The organism is Pseudomonas sp. FG47, from assembly GCF_057809115.1.
The window spans coordinates 42,951-60,747 of sequence record NZ_JBMDJI010000021.1 but is presented as its reverse complement, the minus strand read 5'-3'; the positions used below and the strand labels follow the sequence as shown (position 1 = coordinate 60,747).

Sequence of the window (17,797 nt, the reverse complement as noted above, 5' to 3'; positions counted from 1 at the left end):
CACAAAATTCGCACCGCCGCAGCCTGGGCCCGGCAAAGACACGGGCTGCGGGGTAAGTGCATCAGATCAGCGAATGGCAGGGTAGCCTTCCATTCGCTTTTTCATGCCTGCGCTCAGGCCGCCAGGGCGAGGTCCTCAGGCAGCGCCTGCACGCCGACCGCTTCGGCGGAGGCAGCGTGAGCGGGGCCTGCGGCCAGGGCCGCGTCGATCTCGGCGAAGGTGCTGTTGGTGGACACGCCATAACCTGCCAACAGGTTGTCGAGCACGCCTTCCAGAGCCGAGGTGTTGCCCTGCATCAGGCCGTAGATCACGCTCTGCACTTCGTTGCCGGCACGGCCGGCGCCCTGCGCGGCATCCAGGTCGAGGCCGTTGAAGCTGACCACGTAGTTGCCCAGGGTGAAGTCGCTGCCGCCGCCGCCGCCGAGCACTTCGCCCAGGGAAACGTTGTCCAGCGAGCCCCACAGGTAGTGGTTGAGATTGTCGCCCGGCGCCTTGGACGGGTCGAACACATAGTGCAGGCCGTTGGCGCTGTCGCTGTCGGCGACGAAGGCGTAGTCGGAATTGTTGCGACCGTGGGTGGCGTACTGGTCGCCATCGAAGGTGCCGTTGCTGAAGCCGCCGGTGTTGCTGTAGCCGTGGCCGGCGGTGACAAAGCCGGCACTCCAGAAGGCCAGGTAATCGTCGACGGTGGAGCTGGCGAAAGCGGCGTCGTAGTTAACGGAAAGGGTCATGACGGTTCCTCGTTGTTGCACAGTGATGACGAAGGCGTACTGCAAGCCTTCGCGTCGCCCGGGATGGGCAAACCCGGTTGGATCAGAAGCGGTACTCGAGCATGCCGCTCAAGGTGCGGCCACGGGCCAGCGACAGGTTGTTACCGTCGCCCATGGCCACGAAGTAGGCCTCATCGGTGGCGTTTTCCAGGGAAAGGGCCAGGTTCAGGCTGGAAGTCATCCAGTAGCTGGCGTACAGGTCATAGACTGTGTACTGGGGCCACTGCGCCTGATCGATCTGGTTGTAGGTATGGCTCTTGAGGTTTTCGCCATTGCCTTCGCTGTAGCGCACACGCATGCCTACATCCAGGGTGCGATCAAGCAGGCGCATGCCCAGGGTCAGCGCGCCGCGGTCTGCAGGCATATAGGAGGCGTTACCCATGATGTCGCCGCAACTGACGATGCTGTTGGTGTCGGCGGCGCCCTCGGCGCGTGATACCCGCACCGGCAACATGATGACGCGGCTGCCCACGCGGACCGGGCGCATGACGGTGCCGGCGCTGACCAGGCGTTGCGCGCCGCCCATGTAGAACTGGTTGGAGCAGAACTTGTTGCTGCCGATCATGTGGGTGTAGCTGAGCTGGCCGTAGTAGGCGCCGGCATCGTAGTCCAGGCTGTATTCCACCCCGCGAAAGCGCGTGGTTTCCAGGTTGTTCTGGTAGGCCGAGCGGCCCATGGCGATACCCGCCACGCTGCCGCCGGGCAGCGAGACGTTGGTGTCGAGGAACGAGAAGTTGTCGATGCGCGTGTCGAAGTAGGCGACCTTGGCGCCGAAGCGGTCGCCGTCGCGCAGCAGCGACTCCTTGAAGATGTTCACCCCCAGCTCCCAGTTGTGCGACTCCTCGGCCTTGAGGAACGGGTTGGGGTAGACCATCTCGGCGCTGCCGCCGGCATGCGGGCGGCCGCTCATGAACACTTCGGTCACCGCCGGTGGGCGCCAGCCACGGCCCCAGCGGGTGTAGAGCTGCAACCAGTCCGGCCCGGGCTTGAGCGCGATGCCGAAGGTCGGCGAGAAACGCCCCTCCTCGGTTTCCTCGTCGAAAAGCATATGGGTCTGCCGGCGGGTCAGGCCTACCTCGGTGACGCCTTCGGGGTACATCCAGGTCGTGACCCCGGTCTTGCCGCTCAGGCGGTAACGGTCGTAGCGCAGGCCGGCATCCAGGGTGAGCCAGTCGTCATGCTCGTAGGTGAGGTTGCCGAACAGGCTGGCCATCACCCGCTTGCCCTTGGGGTTGGCGCCCTGCACGTAGGGCAGCGACTCCACTTCGTTGACCGCGGCGATGCGTTCGGTGCTGGGGCGAAAGCTGTCCTGGAACAGCTCGCTGCCATAGTTGAAGCTCAGCGTATCGGCCTGGCCCAGGTGCCAGCGCGAAGTGTTCTGCAACTGCAGGCCCCAGGTGTCGGTCTGGAAGCGGTCGGTGTAGGCCTCGACGCGGTTGCCGGTGCCGACGCTGGACAGGTTGTCGGCGTTCCAGCGGTCCTGGCGAGTGGTGACGAAGTACAGCTTGGCCTTGAAGTCGACCAGGTCGTTGTCCGGGGTGAAGCTGTAGTCCAGCGCGGCGTTCTTGGCGTTGATATCGTTGCTGCCGGTGACCCGGTAGTAATAGCGGTTGATGCTGCTGTCGTTGTAGGTCCAGGCATCCTTGCTGTCGGTGTCGGTCTCGAAGTAGCTGAACTGCAGGCGCTGGTCGTCGGCCAGGTTCAGGCCAAGCTTGAACAGTTGCGAACGGGTGACGCTGTCCATTGCCCCCACTTCGCCGTGCAGCCAGCTCTTCCAGGCTTCGCGGTTCTCCAGCTTGCCGCGGATCTGCGTGCCGAGGTTGTCGGCGTTCTGCGTGCCGCTGCGGTAGTTGCCGAAATGTCGCTCGCTGTGGCCGAGCAGGATGTCGCCGGCCTGGTTGCCCACGGCGAACAGTGCGCTGCCATTGAAATAGGTGCCGTTGCCCAGCTCACCGATGCCGTGGCCGGCACGCAGGCGGCCGCCGATCTCCTTGCCTGGGCCGAGCAGGTCGCGGGCCTCGACCGTGTTGAAGCTGGCGATGCCGCCGATCACCCCGGCGCCGCCCATGCCGGCCGAGGTGCCTTTGTCGATCTCCACGCCCTGGATGAACTCTGGGTCGATAAACATCACGCCATTGCGTTGCTGGTGGCCGTTGACGTTGAAGTTCTGGCGCATGCCGTCGATGTTCATGTTGACCCGGCCATAGTCCTGCACGCCACGGATGTTCACTGACAGCCCGGGGTCGCGCTGGTTGACGGCGGTGTACACACCCGCCGTCTGCTCGAGCAGGTCGGCGGCATGACGCGGGGCGCGTTGCTCGATCTGCTCGCGGGTGATCACGCTGACCGAACGCGGCGCCTGGTAAACCCAATCGCCATCGCGCTGCGAGTCGACATGGGTGGTGTCCAGTTCCAGCGCCGCGTCGCCATCGGTGACACGCTCAAGGCCGACCTGGCCGGCGGCACTGAAGTGATAACGCACCGGCGTGCCACGCAACAGCTGGCGCAGGCCGTCCTCGATCGGATGGCTGCCCTGCAGCCCGGCGCTGCGCAGCCCCGCCAGCTTGCGGCTGTCGAAGAACACCTGCACCCCGGATTGCTCGGCATAGGCCAGCACCGCGCGGTCGAGCGCCTGGGCCGGGATATCGAAACGGATCAGTTGCCGGCTGCTGCCCTGCGGCTCGGCGGCCTGGGCCATGCCGATCGCCATCGGCAAGGCGCAACTGCCCAGGGCCAGGCTCCCGGCCAGGGCGAGGTGCCCCAGGGGGCGCATGGATTGTTGTCGTGGGGTGCTCACTGCGATTGCTCGTCCGTTGTTGGCGTTTTCTAGTAATGAAAATCAATCTCAACAATCAGACGAGCAACGCGGATAAAGTCAGTAACCGAAAACCAAAGTTTTTTTGCCCAGGCGTTTTTTCAGTAGAGCAACGCCAGCCCCGCCAGCTCGACCAGATTGGCCTGGAGCTCATTGCCGAGGACCGCGGGCACGCTGTCCAGGTTGCCCAGGCGGAACACCCCACTGACCTGGCGCTGCGCCAGTTGCTCGCTGGCCACCACGATACGCCCGGGGCGATATTGGTTGAGCCGCGCCACCACCTCGCCCAGCGGCTGGCGCTCGAACACCAGCACGCCGCGCTGCCAGTCGGTGGCCCGCTGCAAGTCATGCTGCGGCCAGGGGCGCAGCCCCAAGCGCTGGTCGTAGCGCAGGCTGTCGCCCTCCTTCAGCACCTGGCTGGCCCGGCCTTGCTGCGGCGGTGATTGCAGCTCGACCGCGACACTGTGCTCGAGCATGCCGACCCAGCCGCCCTCGCCCGCCGCCCCGACCACGAAACGGGTGCCCAGGGCGCGGCTGCTGGCGCCAGCGTACTCGACCACGAACGGCCGGGTTTCCTGCGCCGTGACTGGCGCGGCGCTGAACACCGCCTCGCCCGACAACAACCGCACCCGGCGTTCCTGATCGTTGAAAGCCAGCTCGATGGCGCTGTGGCTGTCCAGGTCGACCCGGCTACCATCGGCCAAGGTCACCTGGCGCACTTCACCGGCGCGGGTGCTGTAGTCGGCGCGCCAGCCCTGCCAGGCCTGGGGCGCCCAGTGCAACGTCAGTACCGCCAGCAACAGCGCGGCGGCGCTGGCCAAGCCTTGCCGCAAGCGCGGGCGACGGCGCCTGTCCAGGGCACGGGCGGGGGGCGCGAGCGCCAAGGACGGCGCGGCGGCAGGCAAGCCCGCCAGTTGCCCGAGGTCGGCCCAGGTCGCCTGGGCCAACGCATAGGCCCGGGCATGGCGTGGATCACTGCCGCACCACTGCGCCAAGGCCCGCTGCTGCTCCGGGCTCAAGGGGCCGGCGCCCTCCCGCACCACCCACTCGGCGGCCTGCTCGCGGATGGCTTGCTCGTTCTGGCTGCTCACAGGGGTCTCTCGCGATCTGGTTATGTCTGGGCTGACGTCTGAGGCGGCATTTGTCAGTAAACCGTTGGTCATTCGGTTTCCTGCAGGCACTGCATCACATAGGCCAGGGCCTTGGCCAGATGCTTTTGCACGGAACTGTCGGAGATCCCCAGGTGGCGCGCGACCTCGGCGTGGGTCATGCCCTCCAGGCGGTTGAGCCGAAATACCTGACGGGTACGCTCGGGCAGTTCGCCAAGGATCGCCTGCAAGCGGCGCAGGTGCTGCTCGCGGGCGGCCTGCTCCTCGAGCCCGGGGCGCTCCTCGACGATGCCCTCCAGGGCTTCGTGGGGCACCAGGTCGGTCTTGCGCCGCTGTTGCTGGCGCACGTGGTCCACCATCAGGTTGTGCGCGGTGCGGTACAGGTAGGCCTGGGCATTGTCGATCGGGTCGACGCGCTGCTGCTCGGCCAGGCGCAGGAAGCTGTCCTGCACCAGGTCGGCGGCCAACTGCGGGTCGCGCACCTTGCGCGAGAGCAGGCCCTGAAGATTTTTCGCGTGCTTGAGAAACAGCCGCTTGAGGTCTAACTCCGCCACACGCACTCCATGGGGTGGTCGCAAGGTGGCGGTATGCTACTTGTTGTTGAGAATCAGTTGCAAGAATCCAAATTACTCGAACAAGGCATCCAGCGCCTGTTCCAGGCGGGTAACGGCGATCACCTGCAAGCCGGCGGGCGACTCCTTGGGCGCGTTGCCCTTGGGCACGATGGCGCGCTTGAAGCCATGCTTGGCGGCTTCCTTCAGGCGCTCCTGGCCGCTGGGCACCGGGCGCACCTCGCCCGACAGGCCGATCTCGCCGAACACCAGCAGGCCGTGGGCCAGCGGGCGGTTGCGCAGGCTCGACATCACCGCCGCCAGCAGCGCCAGGTCGGAGGCGGTCTCCAGCACCTTGACCCCGCCGACCACGTTGAGGAACACGTCCTGGTCGTGGGTGGGGATGCCGCCGTGGCGGTGCAGCACCGCCAGCAGCATGGCCAGGCGGTTCTGGTCCAGGCCCAGGGTGACCCGCCGCGGGTTGGCCAGGTGGCTGTCGTCGACCAGCGCCTGGACCTCCACCAGCATTGGCCGGGTGCCTTCCCAGGTGGCCATGACCACGCTGCCGGGCACTTCTTCCTGGGTGCGGTTGAGGAAGATCGCCGAGGGGTTGGACACCTCCTTCAGGCCACGGTCGGTCATGCCGAAGACGCCCAGTTCGTTGACCGCGCCGAAGCGGTTCTTCACCGCCCGCAGCAGGCGCAGGCGGCCATCGGACTCGCCCTCGAAATACAGCACGGTGTCGACCATGTGCTCGAGCACCCGCGGGCCGGCCAGCGAGCCTTCCTTGGTGACATGGCCAACCAGGAAGATCGCCGTGCCGCTCTGCTTGGCGTAGCGCACCAGCAGCGCGGTGCTCTCGCGCACCTGGGCCACCCCGCCCGGCGCCGATTGCAGTTGCTCGGTGAAGATGGTCTGGATCGAGTCGATCACCATCACCCGCGGTTTTTCCTGGCGGGCGGTGGCGATGATGGTCTCGATGCAGGTTTCGGTCATGACCTTGAGCTGGTCCTGGGGCAGGCCCAGGCGGCGCGAGCGCATGGCCACCTGCTGCTGCGATTCCTCGCCGGTGACGTACAGCGCCGGCATGTGCACGGCGATGTTGCACAAGGTCTGCAGCAGGATGGTCGACTTGCCGATGCCGGGGTCGCCGCCGATCAGCACCACCGAGCCATCCACCAGGCCGCCGCCGAGCACGCGGTCGAGTTCGGTGCTGCTGGTGGTGAAGCGCGGGATCTCCTCGACGCTGACCTCGGCCAGGGTCTTGATCTGCGCCTGCTGCCCGGTCCAGCCGGCACGCCCGCTGGGCGCCGCGGCGCCGCCGCTTTCGATCATGGTCTCGACCAGGGTGTTCCAGGCCCCGCACTCGCCGCACTGGCCAGCCCATTTGGGAAAGGTCGCGCCACACTCGGTGCAGCCATACAAACGCTTGGCCTTGGCCATGGGCGGGGTCTCCTGGAAAAAACCGCCATGATAGCCGAACGCGGACGTGTCCCGGAGCCGTTACCGAGCGACAAAACTATTCGATCTAAGTGCAGTCTGTAGCTGCGAATGTCACGCATGAAGCGTTTTAGTGGCTTACACTGCGTTTACCTCTCCATTCGTAACAAAGGAATACAGCATGGGCATGCTCAGTGAATTCAAGGCCTTCGCGGTCAAGGGAAATGTCGTCGACATGGCGGTGGGTATCATCATCGGCGCGGCCTTCGGCAAGATCGTCTCGTCGTTCGTCGGCGACGTGATCATGCCACCGATCGGCATGCTCATCGGCGGGGTCGACTTCAGCGACCTGGCCATCACCCTCAAGGCCGCCCAGGGTGATGTGCCGGCCGTGGTCCTGGCCTATGGCAAGTTCATCCAGACCATCCTCGACTTCATCATCGTCGCCTTCGCCATCTTCATGGGCGTGAAGGCGATCAACCGCCTCAAGCGCGAAGAGGCCGTGGCCCCGAGCGCGCCGCCGGTGCCGAGCGCCGAAGAAACCCTGCTGACGGAAATTCGCGACCTGCTCAAGGCGCAGAATCGCCAGCCCTGAGGCATACGCAGCGGCCACACGGCACAAAGGCGACCCGAGGGTCGCCTTTGTCGTCAAGCACGAGCGAAAACGTTACTTCTTTTTACGCACATACAGGACCAGATTGTGGTCCACCAGCTCGAAACCGTGTTCGGCCACGATCTCCTTCTGGCGCCGCTCGATCTCGGCATCCATGAATTCGATGACTTCGCTGGTATCCACGTTGACCATGTGGTCGTGGTGGCCACCGTCCGCCAATTCGAATACCGCGTGGCCGCCGTCGAAGTTGTGGCGAACCACCAGACCCGCCGCTTCGAACTGGGTCAGGACGCGATACACGGTTGCCAGACCAACGTCCTCGCCAGCCTCCATCAGTGCCTTGTAGACATCCTCGGCACTCATGTGACGCTGCTCGGTGGAGTCGAGCATCTGAAGAATCTTGACCCGAGGCAGGGTTACCTTCAGGCCCGCTTTGCGCAATTCGCTATTTTCAACCATGGTCAGCTTTCTCGCCGATGCTGCTTCGCAGCTTCTCTTAATACGGGTATGATCGGGGTTTACGTTGTCCAGCCAAGATAGTGGAAGTCGCCCACCGATGCAAAACACCAAGCTCTTGCTAACCAGCCTCACCCTCGTGGGACTGCTCGCACTCGCCGGTTGCTCGTTTCCCGGGGTTTACAAAATCGACATCCAGCAGGGCAATGTCGTCACGCAGGACATGATAGACCAATTGCGCCCGGGAATGACCCGCCGGCAAGTAAGGTTTATCATGGGCAACCCACTGCTGCAGGACACCTTCCACACCAATCGCTGGGACTACCTGTACAGCCTGCAGCCAGGCGGCGGCGAGCGTCAGCAGGAACGCATGAGCGTGTTCTTCAACGACAGCGACCAACTGGTCAACCTGTCCGGCGACTTCATGCCGGGCGTCAGCCGCGACCAGGAAATCCTCGGTGGCAGCAGCGACACCACCGTCAGCCCGAGCCAGCAGCCGAGCCAGGAAAAACCGGCCAAGGCAGGTTCGTTGGAAGATACCCTGCAAAAAGAAATCGACAACGTCGAGACCACCCCGGTGCCGACCCCAGCACCGTTGGAAACCGCCCCGCAGTAAACGCGGCGCGACGAAAAAGCCCGGACCAGGTCCGGGCTTTTTATTGCCTGCAACAAGCGTCAGCCTTCGCGCGCGGCCCTGGCCTTGGCTGCGCGCCGCTTGCGCGCCTCCAGCGGGTCGACCAGCAAGGGCCGATAGACCTCCAGCCGCTCCCCCGCCTGCACCTGGCGAGCCGCCGGATCACTGACCAGCTTGCCGAAAATCCCCACCGGGCAATGCGCCAGGTCCAGCCCCGGCACCTGTTCGGCCAGGCCCGACAGGCGCAGCGCCGCGCTCACCGAGGTCCCCGCAGGCACTTCGCAGGCCAGCAGCCACTGACGCTCGGCCGTGGCATAGACCACCTCGATGGCGATGGCCGTCTCAGCCATAAAGCTGCTTGGCGCGCTGGCAGAAGGCATCGACCATGGTGTTGGCCGCCTGGTTGAACAGCGGCCCCAGGGTCGCGCGCACCAACGCGCCGGCGTAGTCGAACGACAGGTCCAGGCTGATCTTGCAGGCCTTCTCGCCCAATGGCTTGAACACCCACAGCCCGTGCAGCTGGGTGAAGGGCCCTTCTTCGAGGTTCATCTCGATCGACTGCCCCGGCACCAGCACGTTGCGCGTGACGAACTGCTGGCTCATGCCCCCCTTGGCCACCTCGAGCTTCGCGCGCATGTGCGTGTCGCTGGCCTCGATCACCGTCGAGGCCGAACACCAGGGCAGGAAGTCCGGGTAGCCGGCCACATCGTTGACCAGGTCGTAGAGCGCCTGGGCAGGGTATGGCAGCAGGGCGGAGCGTTGAATATGGGTAGTCATCCAGGCGTCACTTCCAAACGGGGCGGCGGCGCACGACAGCGCCATGAAAAACCGTTCCGCGCGGCGGAACGAGGCCTGTATTGTCCGGGATTCACCGAACAGGCTCAAGCGCACCTAAACCCCATAGCCGAGCACGCACTGACTGCCTATAATGCCGCCCCTATGGCTAAGCAAAAGAAACATCCGACCGGGACCATCGCGCAGAACAAAAAGGCGCGACACGATTACTTCATCGAACACAAGTTCGAGGCCGGGCTGGTCCTGTCCGGTTGGGAAGTAAAGAGCCTGCGGGCCGGCAAGGCGCACCTGACCGACAGCTACGTGCTGCTCAAGGATGGCGAAGCCTGGCTGTTCGGCAGCCACATCACCCCGCTGACCACCGCCAGCACCCACGTCATCGCCGACCCCATCCGCACCCGCAAGCTGCTGCTGAACAAGCGCGAGCTCGAGCGCCTGGAAGCGGCCGTGGCGCAGAAGGGCTACACCTGCGTGGCGATGTCGCTGTACTGGAGCAAGCACCTGATCAAGTGCGAAATCGCGCTGGGCAAGGGCAAGAAGGAGTTCGACAAGCGCGATACCGTGCGCGAGCGCGACTCCAACCGCGAGCTGCAGCGCACCATGCGCAACAAGGGCAAGGAAGAGTAATTCCCGCCCAGCTCGGTCACTGTAGGAGCGGCCTCGTGTCGCGATAGGGCTGCGAAGCAGCCCCCCGACGATCTTGAGTGGTACAAAGATCCCGAGGCCGCTGCGCGCCCTTTTCGCGGCACAAGGCCACTCCTACAAGACCCGCGCCTGCCGCGTCTCAGCGCCCGCTGCGCCGCTCCGCCCGCGCTACCCGTTGGGCCTCCTGCTGCGCCTCCTGCAGCACCTCCTGCACATACAGGATGTGCCGGCTCGACACCTCCCGCGCATCGTCCGCCCGCCCCTCGACAATCGCCAGATACAGCTCGCGATGCTGGCTGATCAGCATGTCGCGGGTCTCGCTGCGTTGCTGGTACATGCCGCCGATGTTGGTCACCACGTTGCGCTTGAGCAGGTCGAACAGCCCGCGGATAGTGTGCAGCAGCACCGCGTTGTGGCTGGCCTCGGCAATGGCCAGGTGGAAACGCGCATCGGCGGCGCCCTCCTCTGCCCGGTCGACCTCGCCAACGCGGTTGTAACAGTCCTGCAGGGCGTCGAACGCCGTCTTCAAGCGCTGCCGATCAGGCTCGGTGGCGCGCTGCGCGGCGTAATAGGCGCAGGACGCCTCCAGGGTATGACGAAACTCCAGCAGGTCGCGCTGCGCCTCGGGGCTGCCTTCGAGCAACTTGAGCAGCGGGTCGCTGAAGGTCGAGCCCAGCGACTCGGCCACATAGTTGCCACCGCCCTGGCGACTGACCAGCAACCCCTTGGCCACCAGCTTCTGGATCGCCTCGCGCAGCGATGGGCGGGACACGCCGAACTGCTCGGCCAAGGCACGCTCGGCCGGCAGGCGCTGGCCTGAGGTGAGGGTGCCCTCGAGAATCATCCCTTCCAACCGATCGACGATGTCGTCGGACAGGCGCCGCTGGCGGACCTGATCAAAAACCATCACATGCTCTCCACGAACCCCGGGGTGCGGATCCGGGGGCCGCCTATTCTGCGCCTATCGCGCCCAGGCCGACACCCATCAGATAGCGATTTTCAGCACCGCGCAGATGCCCGCTCATCGGCATCCGACCAAAGTTTTCCCCAGGACAAATTGACACACCCGCAATGGCGCTCTTAACCTAGCGACCAGTCATTGTAAATTGGTCTTACCAATTATCCAATGCCAGTGCCTGACCAACAACAATTAGGGGCCACCCCATATGCAAACCTGGCAACAACTCTATAGCCCGCTTGGTAGTCTTGGCCTGTCCGCACTGGCGGCGGTCATCCCCATCGTGTTCTTCTTCCTCGCCCTCGCCGTGTTCCGCCTCAAAGGCCACGTCGCTGGCAGCATCACCCTGGCGCTGTCGATCCTGGTGGCCATCTTCGCCTTCCAGATGCCTGTCGACATGGCCCTGGCCGCCGCCGGCTACGGCTTCCTCTACGGCCTGTGGCCGATTGCCTGGATCATCGTCGCGGCGGTGTTCCTCTACAAACTCACGGTCAAGAGCGGCCAGTTCGAAGTGATCCGCAGCTCGGTGCTGTCCATCACCGACGACCAGCGCCTGCAAGTGCTGCTGATCGGCTTCTGCTTCGGTGCCTTCCTCGAAGGCGCGGCCGGCTTCGGCGCGCCGGTGGCGATCACCGCCGCGCTGCTCGTGGGCCTGGGCTTCAACCCGCTGTACGCCGCCGGCCTGTGCCTGATCGCCAACACCGCGCCGGTGGCCTTCGGTGCCCTGGGCATCCCGATCATCGTCGCTGGGCAAGTCACTGGCATCGACGCCTTCCACATCGGCGCCATGACCGGCCGCCAGCTGCCGCTGCTGTCGCTGTTCGTGCCGTTCTGGCTGGTGTTCATGATGGATGGCCTGCGCGGCGTGAAAGAAACCTGGCCCGCCGCGCTGGTGGCCGGCCTGAGCTTCGCCGTCACCCAGTACTTCACCTCCAACTTCATCGGCCCGGAACTGCCGGACATCACCTCGGCCCTGGCCAGCCTGATCGCCCTGACCCTGTTCCTGAAGGTCTGGCAGCCCAAGCGCGCGTTCAGCGAAGCCAAGGGCAGCGTCGGCGCCGCGGTGGCGCAAGCGAGTGGCAGCCAGCCTTCGCCGTACAGCTTCGGCGAGATCTTCAAGGCCTGGTCGCCGTTTTTGATCCTCACCGTGCTGGTGACCATCTGGACCCTCAAGCCATTCAAGGCAGCCTTCGCCCCAGGCGGGGCGATGTACAACTTGGTGTTCAACTTCGCCATCCCGCACCTCGACCAACTGGTGATCAAGACCGCGCCGATCGTCACCGCGCCAACCGCCATGCCGGCGGTGTTCAAGCTCGACCCGGTCTCCGCCACCGGCACCGCGATCTTCCTCTCGGCGCTGATCTCCATGGCGGTGCTGAAAATCAACTTCAAAACTGGTCTGACCACTTTGAAAGAGACCTTCTGGGAACTGCGCTGGCCGATCCTGTCGATCGGCATGGTGCTGGCTTTCGCCTTCGTCACCAACTACTCGGGCATGTCCTCGACCATGGCCCTGGTACTGGCCGGCACCGGTGCGGCGTTCCCGTTCTTCTCGCCGTTCCTGGGCTGGCTGGGCGTGTTCCTGACCGGCTCCGACACCTCGTCCAACGCCCTGTTCAGCTCGCTGCAGGCCACCACCGCGCACCAGATCGGGGTCAACGACACCCTGCTGGTGGCCGCCAACACCAGCGGCGGCGTGACCGGCAAGATGATCTCGCCGCAGTCGATCGCCGTGGCCTGCGCCGCCACCGGCCTGGTCGGCAAGGAATCCGACCTGTTCCGTTTCACCGTCAAGCACAGCCTGTTCTTCGCCACCATCGTCGGCCTGATCACCCTGGTTCAGGCCTATTGGCTGACCGGCATGCTGGTTCATCACTAAAGTGAAAGGGCCCGGGCGCGACCAGCGCCCGGGATCTTCCTTCAACCCACGCTGCGAGAATCCATGATCATTTCCGCCTCCACCGACTATCGCGCCGCGGCCCAACGCAAGCTGCCTCCTTTCCTGTTCCACTACGCCGACGGCGGCGCCTACGCCGAGCACACCCTGCGCCACAACGTCTCGGACCTGGCCAGCATCGCCCTGCGCCAGCGGGTGCTGAACAACATGTCCGAGCTCAGCCTCGAGACCAAGCTGTTCGACGAGACCCTGAGCATGCCCGTGGCCCTGGCCCCGGTCGGCCTCACCGGCATGTACGCTCGTCGCGGCGAAGTGCAGGCCGCCCGCGCCGCCGCCGCCCACGGCATCCCCTTCACCATGTCCACCGTGTCGGTGTGCCCGATCGAAGAAGTGGCCCCGGCCATCGACCGGCCGATGTGGTTCCAGCTGTACGTGCTCAAGGACCGTGGCTTCATGCGCAACGCCCTGGAGCGGGCCAAGGCCGCCGGGGTGAAGACCCTGGTGTTCACCGTCGACATGCCGGTGCCCGGCGCGCGCTACCGCGATGCCCACTCGGGCATGAGCGGCCCGAACGCGCCACTGCGCCGCGTGTGGCAGGCCATGACCCACCCGCAATGGGCCCTGGACGTCGGCCTGCTCGGCCGCCCGCACGACCTGGGCAACATCTCCAAGTACCGTGGCAACCCCACGGGCCTGGCCGACTACATCGGCTGGCTGGGCAACAACTTCGACCCGTCCATCTCCTGGAAGGACCTGGAGTGGATTCGCGAATTCTGGGACGGCCCGATGATCATCAAGGGCATCCTCGACGCCGACGACGCCCGCGACGCGGTCAAGTTCGGCGCCGACGGCATCGTCGTCTCCAACCACGGCGGCCGCCAGCTCGACGGCGTGCTGTCCAGCGCCCGCGCCCTGCCGGCGATCGCCGACGCGGTGAAGGGCGACATCAAGATCCTCGCCGACTCCGGCATCCGCAGCGGCCTCGACGTGGTGCGCATGATCGCCCTGGGCGCCGACACCGTGCTGATCGGCCGCGCCTTCCTCTATGCCCTGGCCACCCATGGCGAGGCCGGGGTGAAGAACCTGCTGGAGCTGTTCGAGAAAGAAATGCGCGTGGCCATGGTGCTGACCGGCGCCAAGTCCATCAGCGAGATCACCCGCGACTCGCTGGTCCGCGAACTGGGCGCCTGAGCGCCCGCCAACGCCTGATTGCCCGGGGCACGCCGCGCGCCAGACGCCGCGGCCCCACGAGGAGACTGCATGAGCCTGCCCGCCGCGTTCCTGCGTGATGCCGAGCGCCTGATCCCCGCCGAACGCCGCTTCGACGACCCCACCTCGACCCTGGCCTTCGGCACCGACGCCAGCTTCTACCGGCTGATTCCCAAGCTGGTGGTGCGTGTCGAGTCCGAGGACGAAGTGGTCGAACTGATCAAGCTGGCCCAGCGCGACCGGGTGCCGGTGACCTTCCGCGCCGCCGGCACCAGCCTGTCTGGCCAGGCCATCAGCGACTCGGTGCTGATCGTGCTCGGCGATAACTGGAACGGTAAGGAGATTCGCGGCCAGGGCGAACAGATCCGCCTGCAGCCTGGGGTGATCGGCGCCCAGGCCAATGCCTGGCTGGCGCCCTATGGCCGCAAGATCGGCCCGGACCCAGCCTCGATCAACGCCTGCAAGATCGGCGGCATCGTCGCCAACAACGCCAGCGGCATGTGCTGCGGCACCGCGCAGAACACCTACCACACCCTGGCTGGCCTGCGCCTGGTGCTGGCCGACGGCACCCGCCTGGACAGCGAAGACCCGGCCAATGTCGCCGCCTTCGAAAACAGCCATGCCGATCTGCTGGCAGCGCTCGCCCGCCTTGGTCGCGAGACCCGCGCCAATACCGAACTGGCCGACCGCATCCGGCACAAATACCGCCTCAAGAACACAACCGGTCTGTCACTCAATGCACTGGTGGACTACGACCAGCCCCTCGATATCCTCCAGCACCTGCTGGTCGGCTCCGAAGGCACCCTCGGCTTCATCAGCGCGGTCACCTACGACACCGTGCCCGACCACCCGCACAAGGCCAGCGCGCTGCTGGTGTTCCCCAGCGTCGAAAGCTGCTGCCGCGCCGTGACCGTGCTCAAGCGCCAGCCGGTGTCGGCGGTGGAACTGCTCGACCGCCGCAGCCTGCGCTCGGTGCAGGCCATGCCGGGCATGCCCGGCTGGGTCAAGGACCTGTCGGCCAACGCCTGCGCCCTGCTGATCGAGTGCCGCGCCGCCAGCCAGAGCCTGCTGCACGAACAGCTCGAGCAGGTGATGGCGTCCATCGCCGACTACCCGCTGGAACAGAAGGTCGCGTTCAGCGAAGACCCAGCGGTGTACAACCAGCTATGGAAAATCCGCAAGGACACCTTCCCCGCCGTCGGCGCCGTGCGCCAGACCGGCACCACGGTGATCATCGAGGACGTCACCTTCCCCATCGAGCAACTGGCCGAAGGCGTCAACCGCCTGATCCAGCTGTTCGACAAGCACCGCTACGACGAGGCGATCATTTTCGGCCACGCCCTGGAAGGCAACCTGCACTTTGTCTTCACCCAGGGCTTCAACAGCGCCGAGGAGGTGGCCCGCTACCAGGCCTTCATGGACGACGTGGCGCAACTGGTGGCGGTGGAGTTCGGTGGCTCGCTCAAGGCCGAGCACGGCACCGGGCGCAACATGGCGCCGTTCGTGGAGCTGGAGTGGGGCCACGATGCCTACCAGCTGATGTGGCAGCTCAAGCGCCTGCTCGACCCCAACGGCATCCTCAACCCCGACGTGGTGCTGAGCGAAGACCCCGACATCCACCTGAAGAACCTCAAGCCGCTGCCCGCCGCCGACGAGATCGTCGACAAGTGCATCGAGTGCGGTTTTTGCGAACCGGTGTGCCCATCCAAGGGCCTGACCCTCAGCCCACGCCAGCGCATCGTCATGTGGCGCGACATCCAGGCCAAGCAACGCGCCGGCCTGGACACCCGCGAACTGCTGCAAACCTACCAGTACCAAGGCCTCGACACCTGCGCCGCCACCGGCCTGTGCGCCCAGCGCTGCCCGGTGGGCATCAACACCGGCGAACTGGTGAAGAAGCTGCGCGCCCAGGCCGCCGACCACACCAAGGCCGCCGACTGGCTGGCCGAGCATTTCCACACAGCCCTGAGCGGCGCGCGCTTCACCCTCACCGCCGCCAACACCGCCCGCAAGCTGCTCGGCGCCCCACGCCTCGGGCGTTTCAGTGCATCACTGAGCAAGGCCAGCAAAGGCCGCCTGCCCCAGTGGACCCCGGCCATGCCCCAGCCGTTGCGCACGATGGACTTCGGCCCAGCGAGCAACGACGCCCGGCCCCGCGTGGTCTACCTCGCCGCCTGTGTTTCGCGCGTGATGGGCCCCGCCTATGCCGACCGCGAGCAGAGCTCGCTGCTCGACAAGACCCGCGCCCTGCTGGAAAAGGCCGGCTACCAGGTGGTGTTCCCCGACAACGCCGACAGCCTGTGCTGCGGCCAGCCGTTCGCCTCCAAGGGCTACCCCGAGCAAGCCGAGCACAAGCGCCAGGAACTGATCACCGCGCTGCTGCACGCCAGCCGCGGCGGCCTCGACCCGATCTACTGCGACACCAGCCCCTGCACCCTGCGCCTGGTGCAGGACCTGGGCGAAACCCGGCTCGACCTATACGACCCGGTGCGTTTCATCCGCACCCATCTGCTGGACAAGCTGGAGTTCACCCCCCAGGACGCCCCGGTGGCCGTGCACGTGACCTGCAGCACCCAGCACCTGGGCGAAAGCCAGGCGCTGATCGACCTGGCGCGGCGCTGCAGCAAGCAGGTGGTGATCCCCGAAGGCATCCACTGCTGCGGCTTCGCCGGCGACAAGGGCTTCACCACACCCGAGCTCAACGCCCACTCGCTGCGCACGCTCAAGGACGCGGTGCAGTATTGCGAGGAAGGGATCTCCACCAGCCGCACCTGCGAGATCGGCTTGTCGAGCCATAGCGGCATCGACTACCACGGGCTGGTGTACCTGGTGGACCGGGTGACCCGAGCGCGCAAGGCCTGACATCGCGCCAACCGCTTCGCCAGCAAAGCTGGCTCCTACCTGCTCACGGCAGACTGTAGGAGCCGGCTTGCCGGCGAACCGCCTGCAGACCTTTCGTACCGGTCATTCAGCCCCGGCTGAATAGCCGCGCGTTCCTCCCAGTGGCATCGTTCGATGCCTCGGCTCCTGGCTCCACGGGGCCCGGCAAGGGAAGCACGCATGCAAGTCGACAAGACCTATCGAGTCATTACCCCGCACGGCGTTGTCTTCGACGTGAGCGAGTTGGCGATTGCGCCGGAGCAATGCTGTCACCTGCGTACCTTGAGCTTGCCGTTCGTGCACAAGGGGCATTACCAGGTCGTCGAAAAAGTGGCGCAGCTGTACGACAGGATGCTGCCCGGCAAGTTGCCGTGCCATATGCGGGTCGCCGTGTCGCGGCCACTTAGTCGTTTGCAGGGGGATCGGTTGAATGAGCAGCGCCACGACATCTCGGACCTGTTCAGCACAGCAATGGGACAAGCGGTGAGCACACTAGTGGGGGGACCTATGGGGCTCACCGCCGGTTTAATTGCCGGCGGCGTAACAAAAACCGCGGCAAACCAATTGGCCAGAAGCCGGCTACCAACGTTTCATGCCAGTGATGTACTGGTTTTACTCTTTGCCCGGGTGAACGGTGGCATAGGCCCACAAACATCCTCCGTACTCCTCATACTCTGACGACACCATGAACGACCTCTATTTCCTCGCTTGCTTGATGATCGTGGGCGTCTTTCTCGACTGGGCCGTCAAATCAAGCACCATCAGATGCGTACTCTGCTTCGCGCTCACGGCCACAGGTATCACCGCCTGTACGCAGCTTGGCCAACAGGAAGTGCTGCATCTGCATGGCGGGCAGTGGGCAAGCCTGTGCTTGCTCGTAGGTCAACGGCTGCTTTTCAAACGATCGCGCTATTTTCGTGAAGATGACGAGTAACGACGTCCAAGGCGCAAACGTAGGAGCGGGCTTGCCCCGCGATACAGCCCTTGCATCGCCGTCCCGCACCAGCGCCCCCTCACGCCGATTG

17 protein-coding genes are annotated in these 17,797 nt (G+C 65.3%); 8 read left to right on the top strand and 9 right to left on the bottom strand.

Annotated elements, in window-relative coordinates:
• Positions 1-113: 113 nt before the first annotated feature.
• The 5 genes from ACODS5_RS16580 to radA all read right to left on the bottom strand — a co-directional run bounded on the left by ACODS5_RS16580 (position 114) and on the right by radA (position 6,688).
• Positions 114-731 carry a heme acquisition protein HasA gene (locus tag ACODS5_RS16580; protein WP_489109185.1) on the bottom strand — a complete coding sequence of 206 codons (618 nt, stop codon included), beginning with the start codon at positions 729-731 and terminating at the stop codon, positions 114-116.
• An 82-nt stretch (positions 732-813) separates the two neighbouring features.
• Positions 814-3,543: a TonB-dependent receptor gene (locus ACODS5_RS16575; RefSeq protein ID WP_489109195.1), complete on the bottom strand. Its 2,730-nt coding sequence runs from the start codon at positions 3,541-3,543 to the stop codon at positions 814-816.
• A gap of 143 nt (positions 3,544-3,686) precedes the next feature.
• The gene (locus tag ACODS5_RS16570) at positions 3,687-4,676 is read right to left on the bottom strand and encodes a FecR family protein (RefSeq protein WP_489109184.1); all 990 of its coding nucleotides are present in this window, start codon (positions 4,674-4,676) and stop codon (positions 3,687-3,689) included.
• 68 nt (positions 4,677-4,744) lie between these two features.
• Entirely contained in the window at positions 4,745-5,248 is a 504-nt protein-coding gene (locus tag ACODS5_RS16565; protein ID WP_134692402.1) for an RNA polymerase sigma factor, read from the bottom strand.
• 72 nt (positions 5,249-5,320) lie between these two features.
• Positions 5,321-6,688, bottom strand: coding sequence for a DNA repair protein RadA (gene radA, locus ACODS5_RS16560; RefSeq protein ID WP_217850366.1), 1,368 nt, complete (start codon positions 6,686-6,688; stop codon positions 5,321-5,323).
• Positions 6,689-6,866: 178 nt separating this feature from the next.
• Here radA and mscL point away from each other — a divergent pair, with 178 nt between their 5' ends.
• Entirely contained in the window at positions 6,867-7,280 is a 414-nt protein-coding gene (gene mscL / locus ACODS5_RS16555; RefSeq protein WP_134692396.1) for a large-conductance mechanosensitive channel protein MscL, read from the top strand.
• 72 nt (positions 7,281-7,352) lie between these two features.
• Here the strand turns inward: mscL and fur are convergent, their stop codons facing one another.
• The gene (gene fur, locus ACODS5_RS16550) at positions 7,353-7,757 is read right to left on the bottom strand and encodes a ferric iron uptake transcriptional regulator (protein WP_134692394.1); all 405 of its coding nucleotides are present in this window, start codon (positions 7,755-7,757) and stop codon (positions 7,353-7,355) included.
• 97 nt (positions 7,758-7,854) lie between these two features.
• On the opposite strand from fur, the gene ACODS5_RS16545 reads away from it, so the two are divergent.
• Entirely contained in the window at positions 7,855-8,370 is a 516-nt protein-coding gene (locus tag ACODS5_RS16545) for an outer membrane protein assembly factor BamE (RefSeq protein ID WP_489109183.1), read from the top strand.
• Between the two features lie 59 nt (positions 8,371-8,429).
• Here the strand turns inward: ACODS5_RS16545 and ACODS5_RS16540 are convergent, their stop codons facing one another.
• Both ACODS5_RS16540 and ACODS5_RS16535 read right to left on the bottom strand, forming a co-directional pair.
• On the bottom strand, positions 8,430-8,738 hold the full coding sequence (locus ACODS5_RS16540; protein WP_134692390.1) for an RnfH family protein: 309 nt from the start codon (positions 8,736-8,738) through the stop codon (positions 8,430-8,432).
• The gene (locus ACODS5_RS16535) at positions 8,731-9,165 is read right to left on the bottom strand and encodes a type II toxin-antitoxin system RatA family toxin (protein ID WP_134692388.1); all 435 of its coding nucleotides are present in this window, start codon (positions 9,163-9,165) and stop codon (positions 8,731-8,733) included. Before ACODS5_RS16535 ends, ACODS5_RS16540 begins: the two co-directional genes overlap by 8 nt.
• Before the next feature lie 162 nt (positions 9,166-9,327).
• Between ACODS5_RS16535 and smpB the strand changes: the two genes are divergently transcribed.
• On the top strand, positions 9,328-9,810 hold the full coding sequence (gene smpB, locus ACODS5_RS16530; RefSeq protein ID WP_011532120.1) for an SsrA-binding protein SmpB: 483 nt from the start codon (positions 9,328-9,330) through the stop codon (positions 9,808-9,810).
• A gap of 157 nt (positions 9,811-9,967) precedes the next feature.
• Here smpB and ACODS5_RS16525 read toward each other — a convergent pair whose 3' ends face one another.
• Positions 9,968-10,735 (bottom strand): FCD domain-containing protein, encoded by a 768-nt coding sequence (locus tag ACODS5_RS16525; RefSeq protein ID WP_134692386.1) that lies wholly within the window; start codon positions 10,733-10,735, stop codon positions 9,968-9,970.
• Between the two features lie 259 nt (positions 10,736-10,994).
• On the opposite strand from ACODS5_RS16525, the gene ACODS5_RS16520 reads away from it, so the two are divergent.
• The 5 genes from ACODS5_RS16520 to ACODS5_RS16500 all read left to right on the top strand — a co-directional run bounded on the left by ACODS5_RS16520 (position 10,995) and on the right by ACODS5_RS16500 (position 17,706).
• Positions 10,995-12,665, top strand: coding sequence for a lactate permease LctP family transporter (locus ACODS5_RS16520; protein ID WP_489109182.1), 1,671 nt, complete (start codon positions 10,995-10,997; stop codon positions 12,663-12,665).
• 63 nt (positions 12,666-12,728) lie between these two features.
• The gene (gene lldD / locus ACODS5_RS16515) at positions 12,729-13,874 is read left to right on the top strand and encodes an FMN-dependent L-lactate dehydrogenase LldD (RefSeq protein ID WP_489109181.1); all 1,146 of its coding nucleotides are present in this window, start codon (positions 12,729-12,731) and stop codon (positions 13,872-13,874) included.
• Positions 13,875-13,943: 69 nt separating this feature from the next.
• Positions 13,944-16,754, top strand: a complete 2,811-nt coding sequence (locus ACODS5_RS16510; RefSeq protein WP_489109180.1) for an FAD-binding and (Fe-S)-binding domain-containing protein — start codon at positions 13,944-13,946, stop codon at positions 16,752-16,754.
• A gap of 198 nt (positions 16,755-16,952) precedes the next feature.
• A complete protein-coding gene (locus ACODS5_RS16505; protein WP_489109179.1) occupies positions 16,953-17,450 on the top strand; it encodes a hypothetical protein in 498 nt (165 codons plus the stop codon).
• A 7-nt stretch (positions 17,451-17,457) separates the two neighbouring features.
• Positions 17,458-17,706 (top strand): hypothetical protein, encoded by a 249-nt coding sequence (locus tag ACODS5_RS16500; RefSeq protein ID WP_489109178.1) that lies wholly within the window; start codon positions 17,458-17,460, stop codon positions 17,704-17,706.
• The last annotated feature ends 91 nt before the right edge of the window (positions 17,707-17,797 follow it).